The sequence below is a fragment of the Erythrobacter sp. R86502 genome (genome assembly GCF_042466465.1).
Lineage (GTDB): Bacteria > Pseudomonadota > Alphaproteobacteria > Sphingomonadales > Sphingomonadaceae > Erythrobacter.
Genome location: NZ_JAXHCJ010000001.1, coordinates 1881817 through 1899853, shown reverse-complemented (window position 1 = coordinate 1899853; position 18037 = coordinate 1881817). Strand labels below are relative to the sequence as shown.

Below are 18037 nucleotides of genomic sequence, written 5' to 3'. Positions count from 1 at the left end.
CTGGCCTAGCGCACGCGAGCCGGTTCTTGGATCGCAGCGCCGTACAACGCTGCGAATACGGCCCCGCGCACGGCATCGTGCATCATGTCACCGACCATATGGTTACGGAGCATGCTGACGATCACTTCGCCTTGCGCATCGCTTTGCGCGCGCTGGTAATCGCTCCACGCGGCCGACAAGGTCTGCACAAGCGTAAGGCCAATAAGGATTGATCCGATCAGGATCGCGCGTTGCTTGATAGTCATGATCGCAAAGTTTCCTGATCCATGGGCAAATTCACCATTCTTGTCCAAAAGCAAAAACGAAGCGCAGCCCGACGACGATGGCATCGCGCACGCTTGCACCTCGTCCGGCGTTGCGAACATATTGCGCGTCTGCCTGAAGATTGAGCCACGGCGTGACCTGATCGGCGAAGGTCAGTTCCAGCCCGGTTTCCGCGCGGCGTTGCGGGTTGCCGCCATCGGCTTCGTTATGCCGGAACTTGTCAGCAAGAAGCGCTTGATGCGCGCCGAAAGATAATTGGCTGCTTGGGCGACCGGGCCAAACGCTATTCATCAGGATCCCGGTCTGCCAACCGCCGCGATAGGGTGTGGTGTCGCCATCCGAAATTCCTGCACGCAGGAACAGGCTGGCCTTTCGCGGCGCATCCTTTTCAAGAGCGATAGGCGCGCCGACGGGCCATTCGACCAGGACATACCCTCCTTGTGCGCGTTGACGCAACGGGTCGCCAACGGAGTCGAACAGGCGAATATCATCCTGCTTCTTTGTGTACATCCACGCACCAAGCGCAATCTTGCCCATGCTGGCCCAACCTATCTCGCCAATCATCAGCGCGCCATGATCGAAGACCGGGCGCATGCCGCCAGCATCGCCCAAGACGCCCGCTTCGGCGTTTACGACCGCTAAGGCGGTGTAGGTATCTGCGGAGGGTTCAATCCGAACCGCAGCGGTAAGCGCTGTCGAAGGAAAGATCGCCGGCCCATTTGGGCCCGTTGCGGCCAGTTCCGAACCGATCCCGAACGCAGGTGCGATCAACAGCCCGGCGGCGTCGTTGTTGTAGAATTCGGCGTTGAGATCGATGAAACCCGCCCGCAAGAGGACGGGCCATCGGGCGAGGCGTTGTTCAAGGTAGAGCTGGTAAATCTTGGCCCGGTTTTCTGCCACCTCGTTATTGTTTACGCCTTGAAGCGTGCCAGCAAGGTCGTTGGGCCGCTGTCCGGTGCCAGCGATGCCCTCGGCGACGATATGCGCGCCGCGCCAACCGGCGGCTGCTTCGAGGTCGAGTACGGCAACGAGCGACGCAAGATCGACATAACGCACCCCGGTATTGGCGCCTTGGGCCACGGTCACCAGATCTACGACATATTCGCCCGACAGGCTCAGAACCGCAGAGGGCGGCGGCAAAGGCGCTGTGTCGCCATCTTCGGCGTGTCCGGGGATGGCCGCCATTATCATGGTCAGCAGCGAAGCGCCGACCACACGCAAAAGGTATTGTCTTCCAAGATGCAACAGGCTGGTGCGGTACTGCGTCAACGTCATACCCACTCCCACTGCAAATCAATCAACGGTGGGCGATGTCATGCTCTACCGAGGTAGATCCTACTTGCATGCAGACTTGAAGATGCTCTGGGCGCGTCCCTCGGGAATAATTCGTACTCCAGCATATTTCCGAGCTGTCTGAAGATCCCCCTCGTATCCCACCGATGAGGGCGCATCCCGGAGGGAGTCCCGCATTTCGATAATTTGGGAATTATCGGTCTTTCGGATGCTGGTGATCGCGGGTGACGACGGTAGGATTGCCGGGGCCATAGCGGATTATGGCGGCGTGCCGCCGTCTACCATGTCGCACCGTCTGGTAACGCTGAAACGCGCCGGGCTGGTGCAGTCAGAACGCGAAGGCCAGTTGATCCGTTACCGCGCCGATTACCCCGGCATGCGGCGACCGCTCGCCTTTTTGAAGCAGTATTGCTGCGGAGGCGAACCAGACATATGCGCCGACCTTCTGTGTGGTCTCGATTGCAAACCCCGGGCAAAGGCGCTCAAATGAACCGCACACCCTTCGCTGTGCTGGCGCTGGTGCGTTTCACTGTATTGCTGCGTCCCCATTCCGAACAATTGGTCATTCGATATTCCGAACGTGCCGAATGCGACATGCCGGTTATCATGCCAGCCGATAGCGCAGGTTTGGTATCGGATTGGTAGATATTGGGGGCACGTATGGCGCAGCGGCGCAGACTGAAAATCTACTTTGATGGCGGCTGCCGTCCCAATCCCGGGATCATCGAGGCCGCCGTGGTGGTGCGCGGCGTTACCTACTTTTTCGATGATCTGGGATACGGGACCAGTAGCGACGCGGAATGGACAGCACTGCGCCTGTCGCTGGAACTTGCGCAATCGCTGGACGCACCGGAGTTTGATCTGATCGGCGATTCGGCCGAGGTTATCGGTCAGGCCACAGGGGCGGCCCCGCCGCGTTCGGCTGCGTCGGTCAAACACCTTACCTTATTCAGGCAGCAGGCGGCGAAGGCGCCGCCACGGCGTATTGTCTGGACACCCAGACAGCAGAACCTGGCCGGTATCGCGCTTGCACGCCGCCGCGCGTTTTAAGCAACCTTGGCGCGCCCACTACTCCGCGATACGTTTCGGTTCGCCTATGGCAGCCGCTGTGATTTCGGCCTTTGAAAAAGGCAGGCGATGCCATTGCTTGGCAGCATAGGCGCGGGTCTGGTCATAGGCATGCGGGGAGGCTGGATTGGTGGACTGTCCATAGCTGAGGATCGCGTCAGCCACTGGGCCATCGTCGTCGAACCCGACGATCTGGATATAGCTTGTCCCATGGACGGGCATCAGCCCGCCGTAGGGTGCCGGACGCGATTCCTGCATGTTGAGCACGCCGAGCGTACCGGGGCCACCGTGGATCGGAATCGCCTGATTGCCTGCCATCACGCGCTGCACATCGCCCCACGCCGCGTCGAGCGCGATGTGGGAAGATTCAAGTTCGGCCACAGCCTCTGCCAGCGTGGCCATCAGTTTCTGGCCCTTGGCTCCCTCAGTGGACAATGTGTGCGGGGTGTTCAGCGGATCAGCAGGATCAAACGGCACCTGCCATACGCCGGGCAAACGACCCGCCTTGGCCCAGAACGCACGAAACAGCGCCGCGCCCTTGCTGGATGCCTCAAACCGGCGGTCCCATCCTGCCAGCGCCCTGCAGCCGCGCAACGCCGCGTCTGATACAGCGGCTTCGGACGCGCACAGCGCAGCCACCGCATCAAGCGTCATTTCGGCTGCAAGACTTTTGTTGGCAAAAGCGTGCTGCTGCGCCCGCGCGTGATCCACCGCGCCGCCCGCAAGAAGTGCTGCAGTTTCCATGAAATTGGACCGTGTGCGCAGACTGCGTGTGGTCCCATATTCACCGAGGATCGGCGAGAGTTGCCGATGCGGAACCGCCGGATTGCTGATCCAGTAACTATCATTGGAATTGGTAAGATAGCTGCGCACGATGGTCGATGCCTGATCGCCTGCGGGCATCAGTCCGGGCGCGGGTGTTCCTGTCGCCACGTCCCAATCGCAAGCTTGCCGCGTCCCGTCGAGCAGCACGGCAAATTCGGCAAACAGGCCCGATATCGGGGTGGAGCAGGTCTTGATCTTGTCGGCCGAAACGTTGGGCACTGCGGTTATATCGGCGTGCAACGCATCACCGTACCGATCAGCGGCGATGGTATTGACCCAGGGAATGCCCAGCGTGTCGCTGACCGCGGCCTGTACGTCGCCCACGTTCTTCGCTTCCCCGATGCGCAGCCATGCCTCGATCCCGCGCTGATTTGCGCGGTTGGCGTCACGAACGGCAAATGCGGACGTTGCGGTCCATGTGATGCCGCGGTTGGGAATCACGAAAACCGGGCCGAAGCGTGTTGCATACAGCGTCCGCGTAACCGCTGGGGCGCCGCCGGGCATGGGGACGGTAATCGTCTGCGGCGTCATGGCGAGGCTGTTGCCATCGACCATGTAGCGGGTCGGGTCGGCCGGATCGAGGCTGAGCTGATACAGCGTGAAATGCTTCGCCTGGGTGACGGTATGCGTCCACGCCATGTCCTTGTTGAAGCCCAGCGTCGGCAGCGGAGTACCGGCAAGGCCAACGCCCATCACGTCATATCCATCAGGCCCCCTGACATGCATCTGCCAAAACCGGTTGGGGCCTTTCCATGGGAAGTGCGGATTGCCGATCACCAAGCCACGCCCATTTGCGGTGGCATCACCGCCAAACGCCCAGCCGTTGCTGCCCATTCCCAGTTCGCCTGGCTTGGGCATTGTGATCGCGACCTTGGGCGGCGTTGCGCCTGGCGGTGCAGCATTGGCGATGGCCGCGGCAAGGTTCAGCGAACTCGCCAGCAGCATCTGCTTTTCGTTCAAACGCAGCATATCGTCGCGGGTAACCGGGCGAACCCACGCCTTGCCGCGGCATTCTTCAGGAACGCCTTGCGTTCCGGCATCTGTCAGGAAGCGGTTGTATCCCGCAACATAGCCATCCATCAGGCTCAACACCCGCGGGGTCAGGTTTTGGGTGCCTTCGCGCAATGCCGGAAGATCGATGATCGCACGGAAAAACACGTCCGAAGACAGATTGTCGACCTGTTCAAAGCCTAGCGTCGCGGTGCCTTCGGGGCCGAAATGAAGCGACCGTTCGCCTGCAACGGTGGCGAATTCTTCGGCGAGCAGACACAGGTTGTCTTCGGCATAGGCATAGGCAACACCATAGCCGACGCCGCGCCAATCCTTTGCTTCGATATGCGGAATGCCAAAAGCGGTGCGGGTGATCGTGGCTTCCAACCCCCCGTCGGCGCGCGCCTGACTGACTGGTGTTGTCAGAAGCGCGGCTGTTGTCACCGCCAGAACTGCCGTCCGCATCATCATTCCTCTCATCTACCCGTTATCGGGTCTCGCCTTGCAACCTATCGGCAAGCCGATGCCAAAGTAAAGGGGCGCTCTGCCGCGATGGCAGAGCGCCCCCTTGCGCGCTTTTGTAAGCTTATGCAGCGATCAGAACGATGCGGTGACCGAAAAAACGACTGTCGCATCCGAGATGGAATTACCTGCCAGCGTCGCAAAGTTCGGGCGCAGCAGATTGGCTTCGGCTTCCGAAATGTCGGTATCGACATAGGCAACCGACAACGTCAGCCCTTCGATGGGCGAAACGTCGGCACCGATCAGCCAGTCAAAATAGGTGCCGGTTGGTGCGATGCTGGTCCCATTGGGGCCCAGACCGGGGTTGCCGTCCGAATAACCGATATGCGCTTTCAGGCTGACAGGCGTGTCGGCGATGCCATAGACAAAATCGCCAGCCAGATAGAGGTTGTCTTCCTTGTCACCGGGATCGGCCGGAAGCCCGATGGGAAAAACATTGCCCAGCGCTTCCTGTTTCGGCGCATAGGCGACCGTGGCCGTCAGGCCCACCGGCCCGACATCGCCCGAAAGCTTGGCGTAGATTTCGGCAAAATCGGTGGTGTCCGCGCCGCTGGGATACATGAACCAGGTCAGGCCGACATCAAGCGCGCCTTCGCCCACGGGCAGCGCATATCCGCCATAGATATCCAGTTCCATGTTGGAACCGCCAAAGGTGCCCCAGCCGGCGAGGTTTGAACCCCATGCGCCGACATAAAAGCCGCTTTCATGGCTAATCGTAAAGCCGCCTTGCACGGCCATGCCTTCATCGGTCTGCGATACGCCGCGGAACCGGTAATCGGATGCGAGCGTGGCGGAACCCGACACCGTGATGGCGGAGCCAACGTCTTCCTGACCGGTGGCCGTAGCCAGATCGATTGGCGCAACAGCGCGCGTCGTGGCGGCATCGACATCTTCAGAAACGGTGACTGCGGCATCTTCGACCGGGCCGGTGATCGCGGCATCGGCATCGCTCGCAAAAGCGGGCGTGGCAAAACATGCGGCGAAAGCGACAGCCGATGCGGCCGTGGCAAAACGAATGGACATAAGGAACGCTCCATAGAGAGGTTTGGATCGTTCCACCTGCGCGGCGTGCAGGAATTATTCTCCGAAGAATCGGGTTCCCGTCACATCGAAATCATATTCTCCGAAGCGGCACTGGCGCACAAAGGTTATATGATAATCAGTTATCGTATTCAGTTATTGCGTGACTTTCATGCAACAGTTTCCAGATAGACCGGAATCCTGAGAAGTGGCTGTCACTCTGCGGCGCGCAAGCTTTCCATGTCGATCACGAAACGGTACTTGATGTCGCTCGCCTCCATCCGGTCATAAGCGACGGCAATATCCTGCATCGCAATCACCTCGATATCGGGCAGGATGCCTTTGTCAGCACAGAAATCGAGCATTTCCTGCATTTCGGCCAATCCGCCGATCCCGCTTCCGGTCAACACCTTGCGGCCCAGCAGCACGCCGGTGTGGAGCTCAGGCAGCATGTCGATCATGCCTACCAGCACCTGAACCCCGTCCACCTTCAGCAAATGGAGATAAGGTGTCACGTCATGGCGCACCGGAATGGTGTTCAGCACCATGTCGAACGTTCCCCGCTTGGCCTTCATCGCCGCCTTGTCGGTGGTGTTGAGGAAATGCTGTGCGCCCAGCTTTTCGGCATCCGGACGCTTGCTTTCGCTGCGAGACAGCACGGTTACTTCGGCCCCCATCGCAGCGGCAAGTTTCACACCCATGTGCCCAAGCCCACCCAACCCGGCGATCGCCACCTTGCTGCCGGGACCAATCTTCCAGGTGCGCAGCGGCGAATAGGTGGTGATCCCTGCACACAACAATGGTGCAGCCTCGGCGCTGGGCAGGTTGGCGGGGACTTTCAGCACAAATTCTTCGCGGCAAACGATCTGTTCGGAATAGCCGCCGAAGGTGGGCGTCCCGTCCCGCCTGTCCGTGCCGTTATAGGTGCCGGTATTGCCGCCACTGGCCAGACAATATTGCTCCAGATCTGCCGTGCAATGGGCACATTCCAGACAGGAATCGACCATGCAGCCGATGGCCACGCGGTCGCCAACCTTATGGCGGGTCACGTTCTCGCCAATCGCGCTCACCGTGCCGACGATTTCATGGCCGGGCACGATGGGATAGGTCGTGAAACCCCAGTCGTTGCGCGCGGAATGCAGATCGGAATGGCAAATGCCGCAATGCGTAATGTCGATCAGCACATCGTCGTGACGCAGGCCCCTGCGGGTGATCTGCATTGGCCCGACCCCGCTGTCGGGTGACGTCGCGCCATAGGCTCTGGTGGGGTATTCGTTGGTCTGGGTTGCCATTTGTGTTCCCTCGCAGCTTGTTCGCTTCGATTGCCTTGCTCTACTATTTCGGCGGCATCCGGATCGCCCCGTCCAGCCGGAACTGGTGGCCGTTGATGTAACTGTTGCGCGCGATTTCCAGCACCAGCGACGCAAATTCTTCGGGTTCGCCAAGGCGCTTGGGGAACGGCACGCTGGCGTTCAACTGCTCCCACATTGGCGGGTTGCGGTCTTTCATGCCCAGCATCAGCGGGGTGGCAAAGATGCCGGGCATGACCGAATTCACACGGATGCCCATGTCCATCAGGTCGCGCGCCATCGGCAACACCAACCCGTTCACCCCGGCCTTGCAGCTGCCGTAGATCACCTGCCCGATCTGCCCGTCTTGCCCGGCAACGCTGGCTGTGAGGATGATGCAGCCGCGCTCGCCATCGTCGTTGACCGGATCGGCGTTCGCCATCCCCAGCGCCGAGATGCTGGCAACGCGGTAACTGGCGACCAGAATGCCCTCGGCCCCGAAGGCGTAATCTTCGGTCGGAAGGCGCATGTACTGGCCGTTCTGTTTGTCCCAGCCCAGCGTTTTGCCGCGGCGGCTGGCCATCGCGCAGTGCAGTGTCACACGCTCCTGTCCATGCGCAGCGCGCGCGGCGGCAAACCCCGCCTCGACACTGGCTTCGTCCATGATGTCGACATGGTGGAAGGTGCCGCCAATCGCTGCAGCATGGGCTTCGCCCGCTTCGTCATTGATGTCGAAAATGGCAACCTTCATGCCCGCATCGGCAAAGGCGCGGGCGCTTGCCTTGCCCAATCCGCTGGCGCCGCCTGTAACAACCGCCGCCATGCCCGGTTCGATTATCATGCCTGCTCTCTCCTGTGCGTCTTTTGCCGTAACGCTAGGCCGATCGCGCAGCCTGCGCCAGCCTTGCGTTTGCCGGTATTTTTGCAGCCATTTTCCATTTCACCGATCCGTCACCGATCGGTCGTTCGCCTGTCACGGATCGCGATTATCGGCGCTTCCAACGCGGCACCGATTCCCGGAAGACCGCGAGGGGGAATATCCATGCTCCGAACACAGCTGTTCATCGGCAGCGCCGTAACCGCGCTTACCGTCGCTTTTGCCTCACCCATCCGCGCCGCGGAGGTCGATCCGCAGGCGGTCGCCGCTGCCGCGCTCCAGTCCGGCGGCGCCATTGCCGAGACAGCCGAGAGCGAAGATGACGAGATCCAGACCGCCAAGGAAATCGTGGTGCAGGGCAGCATCGGGTTCCGAAACCGGTCAGACGCGGCAGAGCCGGTGCTGGTTTACGACGAAGAATATTTCCAGCGGTTCGAACCGCTGACCGCGGGCGATGCGCTGAAGCGCGTGCCGGGCGTCACTTTCCTGTCCGACGTGATCGAAAGCGATGGCGCGCGTCTGCGCGGGCTTGATCCGGGCTACACCCAGATCCTGATCAATGGCGAGCGCGTGCCCGGCGGGCAATCGGACCGTTCGTTCTTCCTCGACCGCATCCCGGCCGAATTGATCGAGCAGGTCGAAATCGTCCGCTCATCCTCGGCGCGCCGCACAGGCGATGCGGTTGCAGGTTCGCTCAACATAAAGCTGCGCGATGGGTTCGCGCTTGATGGTGGGTACCTGCGTGCCGGCGGCCTGTTCTTCGATGACGGCGAATTCAAGCAGTCGGGGGGCTTTTACTATGGCGGCGAACTGGCCGGGGGACGCTTGCTGGTCGGGGCCAATGTTCAGGGCCGCTACAATCCCAAGGAAAAGTCCAGCCTGCGCTACGGAGACTCGCCCGAAAACAATCCCGATTTTGCAGAAGATGAATTCGACAACCGCGAAGACCAGACCGATACGCGGGATGGGACCGACTATGCCTTCAACGCAAGTTGGGGGATCGAAACCGAGGCGACCGAATTCGAAATTCTCGGCAATTATGTGCGTACTGAGCGTATCGAGGACGAACGCTCGTTCGAATATTCGCGTCCGACAGGCGTGTTCGGCCCGGTCGACAATGATGACGATACCAACGATGCGGGCCTGTTGACGGATAACGCCAACGTCAATGACATCACCACGGAAAGCTGGTCGGTGATCGGGAAGCTCGATCAGGAATGGAGCCTCGGCGAAACCCAGCTGCGCGTGGGCTACGCACGGTTCGATGATGTTCAGGACGAATTCGAATACGAAATCGACTTTGACCGCAGTTCCCCACGCTTTACCGGCGAATTGATCCTGTCGGATACCAGGGACACCGAGTTCTTTGTCAATCTGGAACATGAATTCGAGCTCAACGACAATCTCGAATTTGCGGTTGGTGGCTTTGTGCAGACCAAGGACCGCGATACGCTGTTGCAGGAAACTCCGCGGACCAGCCTTAACCGGTTCAACCTGCCAGCGGCAACGCGCACGGGGTATGATCAGTTCAGCCGCAGCCCGGTGGAATTCGTCCCGGTGGCTTTCCCCGCCTTCGAAAACACCGTTATCGCAATCGAGGAAGAGCGCGCCGATCTTTATGCCCTCGTCGAAGGCGAATACGACAATCTGACTTTCGAAATCGGTTTGCGTTGGGAGAACACCTCGACCGACATTTTTGGCAGCAATCCCGACAATCCTGTCGGGACCAGCGTCAGCAACGAATATGACGAGTTTCTGCCTTCGGCTTCGCTGAAGTACGAAATCGGCGATGGCCGCGTCACGATCTCGGGCGCCCGCACGCTGCGTCGCCCGCGTTTTGATTTCATCGCGCCAATCGAGCTGGAAACCGAATTTGGCGATAACGACTTCCGCGGCAACCCCTTCCTGCTGCCCGAAACCGCATGGGGCGGCGATCTGGGGTACGAACACAAGATCGGCAATAACGGTGTGGTCGGCGTCAACGTGTTCTACCGCGATGTCAGCAACCTTACCGAACTGACAACCGCGCTGGAGGCCGATGGTTCGGTGGAAAACGGATCGGAAGGCCCCGGCACCTTCGTGCTTGTGCCGCGCAACACGGGTGATGGGGAGGTTTACGGAATCGAATTCGACGCTTCGTTCAGCCTCCGCTTCCTTGGTTTGCCTAACACGGGGGTGTTCGGTAACCTTGCGCTGCTAGACAGCAACATCACCGATGAATTCGGCAAGCGCCGCTTCAATGACCAGTCGGATTACGTCTACAACTTTGGCGCGATCCAGAACCTGCCCGATTTCGGCGCGGCGTTTGGCGCGACCTATCGCAAGCAGGGTGAGGCTTTCGGCCGCGTCGTGGGTGAAGAAGTCTTCACCCGCTACGGTGCGGACCTCGAAATCTTCGTCGAAAAGCGCTTTGGCGATAGCTTCACGATCCGCGCAGTGGGTTCGAACCTGCTTGACGGAACGAAAGATGAAGACTTCAACAAGTTCAACACCGTAGACGAACAGATCGACCGCGAATTCGACGAATACGAGCTTGAAAGCGAGCGTGCCGGGCCCGTGTTCCAGGTTGTCGCAAGGTACGCGTTCTGATGCTGCGACCGTTCCAGGGCTTTGCCCTTATAGCTCTGGTGATCGCCGGGGGCTGTGCCACAGTTCCCGCGATCATCGGTGATCCCGCCGTGTCCGTAGCCGCACGGGCGCAAACCGCGCCTGTCGGCACTGCAAGGCAGGATGCGGCGGATGACCCGGCCATCTGGCGGAACGCTGCAAATCCAGCAGCCAGCCTGATCGTCGGCACCGACAAGAAAGGCGGGCTCTACGTCTATGATCTGACGGGCGCGCAGAAGAGCTTCCTTGCAGCGCCGGGCCTCAACAATGTCGATGTGGTCGAATTGGGCGATGGAACGGTCGTCGTTGCGGCGAGCGATCGTAGCGATCTGGCGAACGCGACCATCTTTCTTGCGCTTCTGGATGGTGTTTCGGGCAAGTTGACTCCGGCGGGCAAGGTGGCGGTCGGTCCGGGCGAAGGGTACGGCATCTGCATCGACAAGCCGAACACGGGCAAGGTGCAGGGGCGCAGCTTTACGGTATTCAACGCGCCAAAGAACGGGGTGATCTATCGCACCATAATCTCGGGGGAAAACGGCGCTTTCACCGGGACCACCACGACGCTTGCCAATGTGGCGACCCAGCCCGAAGGCTGTATTGCCGATCCGCGCACGGGCACGCTTTACATCGGTGAGGAAGACGCCGGTTTGTGGGCGATCGATACCGCCACCGGGGCCAAGCGGATGATAGCAGCCATCGACAACAAGGCGCTGGTCGCCGATCTCGAAGGACTGGCAATTGCGCCCGAAGGCGTGGACGGCGGGTATCTGATCGGATCATCGCAGGGTGACAACGCATACATGGTTTGGCGCCTGCCCGATCATGCTCCGGTGGGCCGCTTCCGCATCGCGGCGGGCACCTTTGGCGCCGCTGAGGAAACCGACGGGATCGAAGTCGACAACCGCGGTTTCGGCCCGAATTTCCCGCGCGGCATCTTCATCGCGCAGGACGGGATCAACCCGCCCTATGCGCAGAACTTCAAATATGCCCGATGGGACGAAATTCTTGCCGCGCTGGAGGCTGGTCGATAAGCCGCCGGGCATGACAGATACAATCGCACTCGCACCCAATCGCCGCCGCTTTCTTGGTGCGACCGCCACCGCTTTTGCCGCATTGACTGCCAGCGGGTGCATGACCCGCGGCGCGGCCAGCACGGCCGTGCCCCGCGCCGATGGGGGCAGCTTTGCCGGCTATGGTGCTTTGGTAACCGATCCGGCAGGTTTGCTCGATCTCCCGCAGGGCTTCAGCTACCGGGTGATTTCACGCCTGGGCGATGCGATGGACGACGGCGGCACCGTGCCCGACCGTGCGGACGGGATGGGATGCTTCGACCTCGGGCCCGATGAAAACGGACACCCTGAAATCGCGCTGGTGCGCAACCACGAGCTGCAACCGCGCCACGATGCGGGCGGGCCGATCGCCAAGGGCTTTGGCAAGCGGAATGGTGAATTCGTCCCCGGCGGCACCACCACAATTGTGCTCGATGCGGCAACCTTGCAGGTGAAGCGCCAGTTCCGCAGCCTAGGCGGCACGATCCGCAACTGTTCGGGCGGGGTGACGCCGTGGGGCAGCTGGCTGACCTGCGAGGAAGCGCCGACCGGGCCGGGCCAGCAATACGGCGAGGGGCTTGAGCGCAATCACGGCTGGGTGTTCGAAGTCCCCGCTGCGGCGCGCGGCCTCGTCGATCCGGTGCCGCTGACGGCGATGGGCCGCTTCAATCACGAAGCCGCGGCGGTCGATCCGGCGACCGGCGTCGTCTACATGACCGAGGACCGTGACGACGGGGTGCTGTATCGCTTCCTCCCCAAAACCCCCGGCAAGCTCGCCGAGGGCGGGCGGCTTCAGGCCATGGTGATCAAGGGCCTGCCGGATTCGCGCAACTGGACAACTGCGCTGATGCCGCTGCGCAAGTCCTATCCGGTCAGATGGATCGACCTTGACGAGCCTGAGGCTCCGAAAGACGATCTGCGCATCCGCGCCGCTGCAAAGGGCGCGTCCCTGATCGCGCGCGGAGAGGGGCTGCACATGGGCGTGAACCGCGGTCAGTCCGAAGTGTTCGCCTGCTGCACCAGCGGCGGGGCACAGCATCTTGGGCAGATCCTCAGGCTCATGCCGGGGCTGGCAGGGGCGCCCGAGATGATCGAGCTGTTCTTCGAAAGCGCAAGTAAGGACCAGTTCGATTATGGTGACAACCTGACGGTGGCTCCCAACGGCCACCTGATCGTGTGCGAGGATCAGTATACCGATACGGTCGACAACCATATTCGCGGCATTACGCCCGCGGGCGAAGCATACACACTGGCGCGCCTGACCGCGCAGACTGAACTGGCTGGCGGGTGTTTCTCACCCGATGGCAAGGTGTTGTTCGTGAACGCCTATGGCCCCACCGCAACGCTGGCGATCACAGGCCCTTGGGCGGCGTGATCGCTTAACCGTGGACAGCTTTCTGCTCGCTTTCCTGCTGTCATTCGTGCTGGCGATGGGTGGGCGCGATCAGTGGATGGTCGCCCATTGGGCAGACGGTTTGAACCAAAGCGCCGCGCTGCTGGCGGTCGCCTTGCTGTGCGCGGGTCTGAGCGCCGCTGTGATGGCGTGGGTCGGTGCAGAGTTTGCCGCGCTGTTGCCGCGCCGCGCTGCACAGATGCTTGTCGCCTTTGCCTTGCTGATCGCCGCTGCCGAACTCGCCCTGCCGGTGCGATTCCGACAACCTAGGGAACCGACCCGTTCGCTTGGTGCGATCGGCATTGTTCTGGCTGCCCGCCAGGTCGGCGACGCTGCGCGGTTTGCGGTCTTTGCGCTGGCTGCGTGGGCGACGCTTCCCGCAGCCGCAGCACTGGGCGGTGCCCTTGGCGGCGGCGCGGCTGTTGCATTCGGATGGTATGGCGGCGCTGCCAATCTTGCGCGATTGCCCCTGCCAATGGTTCGCCGCGTTCTCGCCGCAGGATTGTTCGCAACCGCTATCATCATCGGACTGAACGCACGCTTCAGCCCGTATTGATAGCCTTATTGCCTGACGAAATCCTGACCGTCATGAAACCTTCGCGCGGGTTTGCCGTTATACTGTGTAACCACGGCGCGGCACCGTGTGATCGTTGCCGCCAAACATGCACAGGAGCTTATCATGGCCAAGGCTGAAACCAATTCCAAGACCGCATTGATTGCCGAACTTAACGGTTTGCTGGCGGATCACTTTGCGCTGTACACCAAGACCAAGAATTTTCACTGGCACGTCAAGGGCCCGCGTTTCCGCGACTTGCACCTTTTGTTTGACGAACATGCCGTTGAAATCCGTGACCAGATCGACGTGATCGGGGAGCGCGTGCGCAAGCAGGGCGGCGAAACCCTGACCTCGATCGGCTTTATCGCGAAGCATACGAAGATCAAGGATCAGGACAGCACCACGCTGTCACCCGATGACATGATCACCGAACTGCGTGACGATAACCAGAAGGTTGTCGATCGTCTCAAGGCGATGAAGGATCTGGCTGAACAGGCCGGTGACAACGCCACGGACGGTCTGTTGGATGACTGGACCGATATGGCCGAAGAACGCGTATGGTTCCTTTCGTCGTTTCTTGGCTGATACCGCGCAATAGCTATCCATAACCGGGCCGTCCCCATTGCCGGGGGCGGCCCGTTTGCTATGTTGCGCCCATGCACAACGTCATGATGATGGATAGCGCCGATGCCGCCGCAATTGCGGACTGGCTGTCATCCCGGCTGAAAGATGGCGGCGCGATCACGCTGCCAGGCGGATCAACCCCTTTTCCAATTATGGCCGCGCTGATTGAACGGGGCATTGTCGACTGGTCGCGGTGGCAGGTCTGGCCCAATGATGACCGGATCGTCCCCGAAACGCATGATGCGTCCAATACGGGCAAGATGCGGAGGTTGCTTGAACCTGCTGGTGCCACCATCGTCCCCTTGACCCAAGACGCTAAACCGCCGCGCTTTGCGCTGACATGGCTGGGCATGGGGCCAGATGGTCATATTGCCTCGCTGTTTCCCAACACCGATCCCTTGGCCAACGATCATCAGCCTGTCCGGCGGCTTACGCCCCATCCCTTGCCAGCGCATGCACCGTTTGATCGGATCACGCTGACGATCCCGGCGCTTGTGGCAACTGGCGAAATCCTGTTCACGCTAGGGGGGGCGGCGGATAAGCGCGCTGTCTTTGACGCCGCGGTAGCAGGCGATCATGATCTTCCCGTCGCTCGGTTGCTTCGCGCCGCGCAAGCCCACCACATACCCGTAACCGTCTTCCCCTGATGGCGAACCTGCTACCCGCACCGCTGCACCGCGCGATCCTGCCTGCAGCGCATATCATCAGACATCGCTGGCGACGCTGGCGCAAGACTCCGATCGCAGGGGTCAGCATTGTCATGACCAATCTGAGCGGTGATGTCTTGCTGCTGAAGCATTCCTACGGGCCCGATGTGTGGAGCCTCCCCGGTGGCGGACTGGGCAAGGGCGAAGATCCCGAAGTCGCGGCCCGGCGCGAAGTGCGCGAAGAACTGGGCGTGGACCTTGCCCGGATCGAGCGGGTCGGCACGCTTGAGGAAACCCTGTCGGGATCGCCGCACACCGCGCATGTCTTTGCCGCTGTGTGCGACCAGCGCCCCACGCCCGACAAGCGCGAAGTGAAAGAGGCCCGCTACTTCCCGTCGCATTCACTGCCAGAACCGCTGGGGCGCACCACCCGCAGCCGGATCGCGCTGTGGCGGGCACGGGAAATGGGCTAGCGGTTACAGCAGGGAAAGCTGCGCGTCATCACGCGGCGGTTTTTCCTGCGCTGCGCCTTCAAGGTTGCCCAGTTGCAGTCCCATAAGCCGGATCGGGCCGCGCAAAGGCAGTTCGGCCTCGAGCAAGGCGCGTGCAATCGTGCCGAAGGTGTCCTTGTCGCTCACGTAATCAGGCTGCGACGCTGCGCGTGTGATGATCTGGAAATCGGTAAATTTGAGCTTCAGTGTAACGGTACGGCCGCGCGCGCCTGCGGCTTCAATCCGCTCCCAGACGATGCCGATGATCGTTTCCAGCGTATCGCGCAGTGCTGCGCCGCTTCCGATATCCTGCGAAAAGGTGCGCTCCCCGCCAACGGATTTCCGGATGCGATGCGCCGCCACCGGACGCAGATCGATCCCGCGGGCTGCGCGGAACAGATAATCTGCCATGCTGCCGAAATGCTGGCGCAGAAATGCAATGTCCTTGCCCGCCAGATCGGCGCCGGTCGCAATACCCAGTTTCTGCATTCTGGCTTCGGCCTTTGGGCCAACACCGTGAAAGCGCCGGATCGGCAAACCTGCAACAAATGCCGCGCCTTCGCCCGGACGGATGATGCACATGCCATCCGGCTTGTTCTGATCGCTGGCAATCTTGGCGAGGAACTTGTTGTAGCTCACCCCCGCACTGGCAGTCAGCCGGGTTTTGGCGCGAATTTCCTGACGGATCAATGTGGCGATGCGGGTGGCGCTGCCGATGCCCAGCTTGTCTTCAGTGACATCGAGATAGGCTTCGTCGAGGCTCAGCGGCTCGATGATGGGCGTGTAATGTTCAAACACCCGCCGAATCTGCCGGCTGGCTTCCTTGTAGGCATCAAAGCGCGGACGCACGAAGATGAGATCGGGGCACAGGCGGCTCGCCGTGACAGACGGCATCGCGCTGCGCACGCCGAACACCCGCGCTTCGTAACTGGCGGCGGCCACCACACCACGCCCGCCTGATCCCCCCACTGCGACAGGCTTGCCCTTGAGCGAGGGATCGTCGCGTTGTTCGACGCTGGCAAAGAAGGCATCCATATCGACATGGATGATCTTGCGCAGCCCCAACTGATCCTGGGTCTGCGGGTCGGCATCGTCGGGCAAGGGCGGCGGAAAGGCCATAGGGCGATCAAATAGAACCTTGCGGCGCGCGAAGGAACTGTTGCTGGAACATTTCCCGCTGCATGTCATTTTGTGCACATGCGAAAAGAACAGTGGTCTCCGGGTGAACCGATCGGCAAAGGCCCCGCCGCAGCCACCGCTCGGGCCGCTGCGGCCGGGCCCGTCAAGGCTGTGGGCGAACGCGAACTGCTGTGGATGATGGCGCTGCTGATGGCGCTGAATGCTTTTGGCATTGATTCGATTTTGCCCGCATTGGATGCGCTCGCAGCTGATCTGTCAGTTGACGGCAATGATCGCCAGTTCGTGATCGGTGTCTATCTTTTGGCCGGGGGTCTGGGATCATTAGTGCCGGGCGCGCTGGCAGACCGGTTCGGACGCCGTCCAATCCTGTTGGGTTCGGTCGCGGTATACATCGTTCTGTCAGTCTTCAGCGCAATCGCGCCCACATATAATGCGCTGATTGCCGTGCGAGCAGCGCAAGGCTTCTTTGCCGCCGGAATCGTCGCGCTCCCGCCCGCGATTATCCGCGACCGCGTGGGCGGCGACAAGATGGCCCGGATGATGAGCCTGATCTTCGTGATTTTTCTCATGGTGCCGGCAGTTGCGCCGACTATCGGCGAAGGCATCCTGCAGCTGGGCAACTGGCGCGCAATTTTCGGCGCGATGGCGTTGCTGGGCATGATGATGGGGGCGTGGGTGTTCTTCCGTCTTCCGGAAAGTCTGTCCGAAGACAATCGTCAGCCCATCCACCTGCGCACCATCGCCGCCAACATGACCCGTGCGCTCGCCTTGCCGAGCACCGCGGGTTACGTAATCGGTTCCGCGCTGGTGTTTGGCGCATTGTTCGGTTTCATCAATTCCTCGCAGCAGCTGATCACCGAAACGTTCGGTGCAGGCGAAATCTTCCCGCTGGTCTTTGCAATCTGCGCCGGGTCGATGGCGTTTGCGAGCTGGTCGAATTCGCGCATCGTCGAACGCTTCGGCGCCCGCCGGGTGAGCCACACCGCACTGTTCGCCTTCATCGCGGTCAGCGCGGTGCAGGTCATCTTTGCCTTCCAGCCGGACGAGCAGCTGTGGCATTTCGTGCCGCTGATGGCGATCAACATGGCGCTTCTGGGCTTCATTGGCAGCAATTTCGGTTCGATTGCAATGAACCCGTTCTTCAACATCGCAGGCGCGGCAAGTTCCGCGCATGGCTTTGTCCGCCTGACCATGGCGGCGCTGCTGGGCGGCGCGATAGGCTATGCCTTTGACGGCACGGCGCGCCCGCTGGCACTGGCGCTTCTGGCGAGCGGATTGGTGTGCCTGGTGCTTGTTCTGCTGAGCGAAAAGGGCAAGCTGTTCGGCCCGTCAGACCCCGATATGGCGCTGGGCGCCAAGGGGGCGAAAGACGTCGATTAACG

General features: G+C 61.1%; 18 protein-coding genes. 11 read left to right on the top strand and 7 right to left on the bottom strand.

Annotation, left to right across the window (positions count from 1 at the left end; all coding sequences use genetic code 11):
• Positions 1-5: 5 nt before the first annotated feature.
• Positions 6-245, bottom strand: a complete 240-nt coding sequence (locus tag SJY33_RS09130) for a hypothetical protein (RefSeq protein WP_379922451.1) — start codon at positions 243-245, stop codon at positions 6-8.
• 31 nt (positions 246-276) lie between these two features.
• Positions 277-1539 carry a carbohydrate porin gene (locus SJY33_RS09125; protein WP_379922450.1) on the bottom strand — a complete coding sequence of 421 codons (1263 nt, stop codon included), beginning with the start codon at positions 1537-1539 and terminating at the stop codon, positions 277-279.
• A gap of 193 nt (positions 1540-1732) precedes the next feature.
• Here SJY33_RS09125 and SJY33_RS09120 point away from each other — a divergent pair, with 193 nt between their 5' ends.
• Genes SJY33_RS09120 through SJY33_RS09110 form a run of 3 tightly spaced genes read left to right on the top strand, consistent with a single transcriptional unit; the run spans position 1733 to position 2607 of the window.
• Positions 1733-2047: an ArsR/SmtB family transcription factor gene (locus SJY33_RS09120; RefSeq protein WP_379923559.1), complete on the top strand. Its 315-nt coding sequence runs from the start codon at positions 1733-1735 to the stop codon at positions 2045-2047.
• On the top strand, positions 2044-2202 hold the full coding sequence (locus SJY33_RS09115) for a hypothetical protein (RefSeq protein WP_379922449.1): 159 nt from the start codon (positions 2044-2046) through the stop codon (positions 2200-2202). Before SJY33_RS09120 ends, SJY33_RS09115 begins: the two co-directional genes overlap by 4 nt.
• A gap of 15 nt (positions 2203-2217) precedes the next feature.
• The gene (locus tag SJY33_RS09110) at positions 2218-2607 is read left to right on the top strand and encodes a ribonuclease HI (RefSeq protein WP_379922448.1); all 390 of its coding nucleotides are present in this window, start codon (positions 2218-2220) and stop codon (positions 2605-2607) included.
• Positions 2608-2625: 18 nt separating this feature from the next.
• On the opposite strand, the gene SJY33_RS09105 is transcribed toward SJY33_RS09110, so the two are convergent.
• From SJY33_RS09105 to SJY33_RS09090, 4 genes are all read right to left on the bottom strand, one after another.
• Complete coding sequence (locus tag SJY33_RS09105) at positions 2626-4911, bottom strand: penicillin acylase family protein (RefSeq protein ID WP_379922447.1); 2286 nt, start codon at positions 4909-4911, stop codon at positions 2626-2628.
• Between the two features lie 126 nt (positions 4912-5037).
• The gene (locus SJY33_RS09100) at positions 5038-5985 is read right to left on the bottom strand and encodes a TorF family putative porin (RefSeq protein WP_379922446.1); all 948 of its coding nucleotides are present in this window, start codon (positions 5983-5985) and stop codon (positions 5038-5040) included.
• 212 nt (positions 5986-6197) lie between these two features.
• Positions 6198-7274 carry an NAD(P)-dependent alcohol dehydrogenase gene (locus SJY33_RS09095; RefSeq protein WP_379922445.1) on the bottom strand — a complete coding sequence of 359 codons (1077 nt, stop codon included), beginning with the start codon at positions 7272-7274 and terminating at the stop codon, positions 6198-6200.
• A gap of 43 nt (positions 7275-7317) precedes the next feature.
• Entirely contained in the window at positions 7318-8112 is a 795-nt protein-coding gene (locus SJY33_RS09090; RefSeq protein WP_379922444.1) for an SDR family oxidoreductase, read from the bottom strand.
• A gap of 201 nt (positions 8113-8313) precedes the next feature.
• On the opposite strand from SJY33_RS09090, the gene SJY33_RS09085 reads away from it, so the two are divergent.
• From SJY33_RS09085 to SJY33_RS09055, 7 genes are all read left to right on the top strand, one after another.
• The gene (locus tag SJY33_RS09085; protein WP_379922443.1) at positions 8314-10737 is read left to right on the top strand and encodes a TonB-dependent receptor plug domain-containing protein; all 2424 of its coding nucleotides are present in this window, start codon (positions 8314-8316) and stop codon (positions 10735-10737) included.
• Positions 10737-11786, top strand: a complete 1050-nt coding sequence (locus SJY33_RS09080) for a phytase (protein ID WP_379922442.1) — start codon at positions 10737-10739, stop codon at positions 11784-11786. The genes SJY33_RS09085 and SJY33_RS09080 overlap by 1 nt, the downstream gene beginning before the upstream one ends.
• Positions 11787-11796: 10 nt before the next feature.
• Positions 11797-13179 (top strand): alkaline phosphatase PhoX, encoded by a 1383-nt coding sequence (locus tag SJY33_RS09075; RefSeq protein ID WP_379922441.1) that lies wholly within the window; start codon positions 11797-11799, stop codon positions 13177-13179.
• A gap of 10 nt (positions 13180-13189) precedes the next feature.
• Positions 13190-13753 (top strand): hypothetical protein, encoded by a 564-nt coding sequence (locus SJY33_RS09070; protein ID WP_379922440.1) that lies wholly within the window; start codon positions 13190-13192, stop codon positions 13751-13753.
• A 123-nt stretch (positions 13754-13876) separates the two neighbouring features.
• Positions 13877-14338, top strand: coding sequence for a Dps family protein (locus tag SJY33_RS09065; protein WP_379922439.1), 462 nt, complete (start codon positions 13877-13879; stop codon positions 14336-14338).
• 71 nt (positions 14339-14409) lie between these two features.
• Positions 14410-15024, top strand: a complete 615-nt coding sequence (locus SJY33_RS09060) for a 6-phosphogluconolactonase (protein ID WP_379922438.1) — start codon at positions 14410-14412, stop codon at positions 15022-15024.
• Complete coding sequence (locus tag SJY33_RS09055) at positions 15024-15497, top strand: NUDIX hydrolase (protein WP_379922437.1); 474 nt, start codon at positions 15024-15026, stop codon at positions 15495-15497. The genes SJY33_RS09060 and SJY33_RS09055 overlap by 1 nt, the downstream gene beginning before the upstream one ends.
• Before the next feature lie 3 nt (positions 15498-15500).
• Here the strand turns inward: SJY33_RS09055 and dinB are convergent, their stop codons facing one another.
• Positions 15501-16634: a DNA polymerase IV gene (gene dinB, locus SJY33_RS09050; RefSeq protein WP_379922436.1), complete on the bottom strand. Its 1134-nt coding sequence runs from the start codon at positions 16632-16634 to the stop codon at positions 15501-15503.
• Positions 16635-16712: 78 nt separating this feature from the next.
• Between dinB and SJY33_RS09045 the strand changes: the two genes are divergently transcribed.
• A complete protein-coding gene (locus SJY33_RS09045) occupies positions 16713-18035 on the top strand; it encodes a multidrug effflux MFS transporter (protein WP_379922435.1) in 1323 nt (440 codons plus the stop codon).
• The last annotated feature ends 2 nt before the right edge of the window (positions 18036-18037 follow it).

What these genes read in the sequence shown, in the direction of transcription:
- SJY33_RS09130 (WP_379922451.1), bottom strand. Translation starts at nt 245, where the DNA reads ATGACTATCAAGCAACGCGCGATCCTGATCGGATCAATCCTTATTGGC.
- SJY33_RS09090 (WP_379922444.1), bottom strand. Translation starts at nt 8,112, where the DNA reads ATGATAATCGAACCGGGCATGGCGGCGGTTGTTACAGGCGGCGCCAGC.
- SJY33_RS09085 (WP_379922443.1), top strand. Translation starts at nt 8,314, where the DNA reads ATGCTCCGAACACAGCTGTTCATCGGCAGCGCCGTAACCGCGCTTACC.
- SJY33_RS09060 (WP_379922438.1), top strand. Translation starts at nt 14,410, where the DNA reads ATGCACAACGTCATGATGATGGATAGCGCCGATGCCGCCGCAATTGCG.
- SJY33_RS09045 (WP_379922435.1), top strand. Translation starts at nt 16,713, where the DNA reads ATGCGAAAAGAACAGTGGTCTCCGGGTGAACCGATCGGCAAAGGCCCC.
- SJY33_RS09125 (WP_379922450.1), bottom strand. Translation starts at nt 1,539, where the DNA reads ATGACGTTGACGCAGTACCGCACCAGCCTGTTGCATCTTGGAAGACAA.
- SJY33_RS09065 (WP_379922439.1), top strand. Translation starts at nt 13,877, where the DNA reads ATGGCCAAGGCTGAAACCAATTCCAAGACCGCATTGATTGCCGAACTT.
- SJY33_RS09080 (WP_379922442.1), top strand. Translation starts at nt 10,737, where the DNA reads ATGCTGCGACCGTTCCAGGGCTTTGCCCTTATAGCTCTGGTGATCGCC.
- dinB (WP_379922436.1), bottom strand. Translation starts at nt 16,634, where the DNA reads ATGGCCTTTCCGCCGCCCTTGCCCGACGATGCCGACCCGCAGACCCAG.
- SJY33_RS09075 (WP_379922441.1), top strand. Translation starts at nt 11,797, where the DNA reads ATGACAGATACAATCGCACTCGCACCCAATCGCCGCCGCTTTCTTGGT.
- SJY33_RS09115 (WP_379922449.1), top strand. Translation starts at nt 2,044, where the DNA reads ATGAACCGCACACCCTTCGCTGTGCTGGCGCTGGTGCGTTTCACTGTA.
- SJY33_RS09105 (WP_379922447.1), bottom strand. Translation starts at nt 4,911, where the DNA reads ATGATGATGCGGACGGCAGTTCTGGCGGTGACAACAGCCGCGCTTCTG.
- SJY33_RS09110 (WP_379922448.1), top strand. Translation starts at nt 2,218, where the DNA reads ATGGCGCAGCGGCGCAGACTGAAAATCTACTTTGATGGCGGCTGCCGT.
- SJY33_RS09095 (WP_379922445.1), bottom strand. Translation starts at nt 7,274, where the DNA reads ATGGCAACCCAGACCAACGAATACCCCACCAGAGCCTATGGCGCGACG.
- SJY33_RS09055 (WP_379922437.1), top strand. Translation starts at nt 15,024, where the DNA reads ATGGCGAACCTGCTACCCGCACCGCTGCACCGCGCGATCCTGCCTGCA.
- SJY33_RS09100 (WP_379922446.1), bottom strand. Translation starts at nt 5,985, where the DNA reads ATGTCCATTCGTTTTGCCACGGCCGCATCGGCTGTCGCTTTCGCCGCA.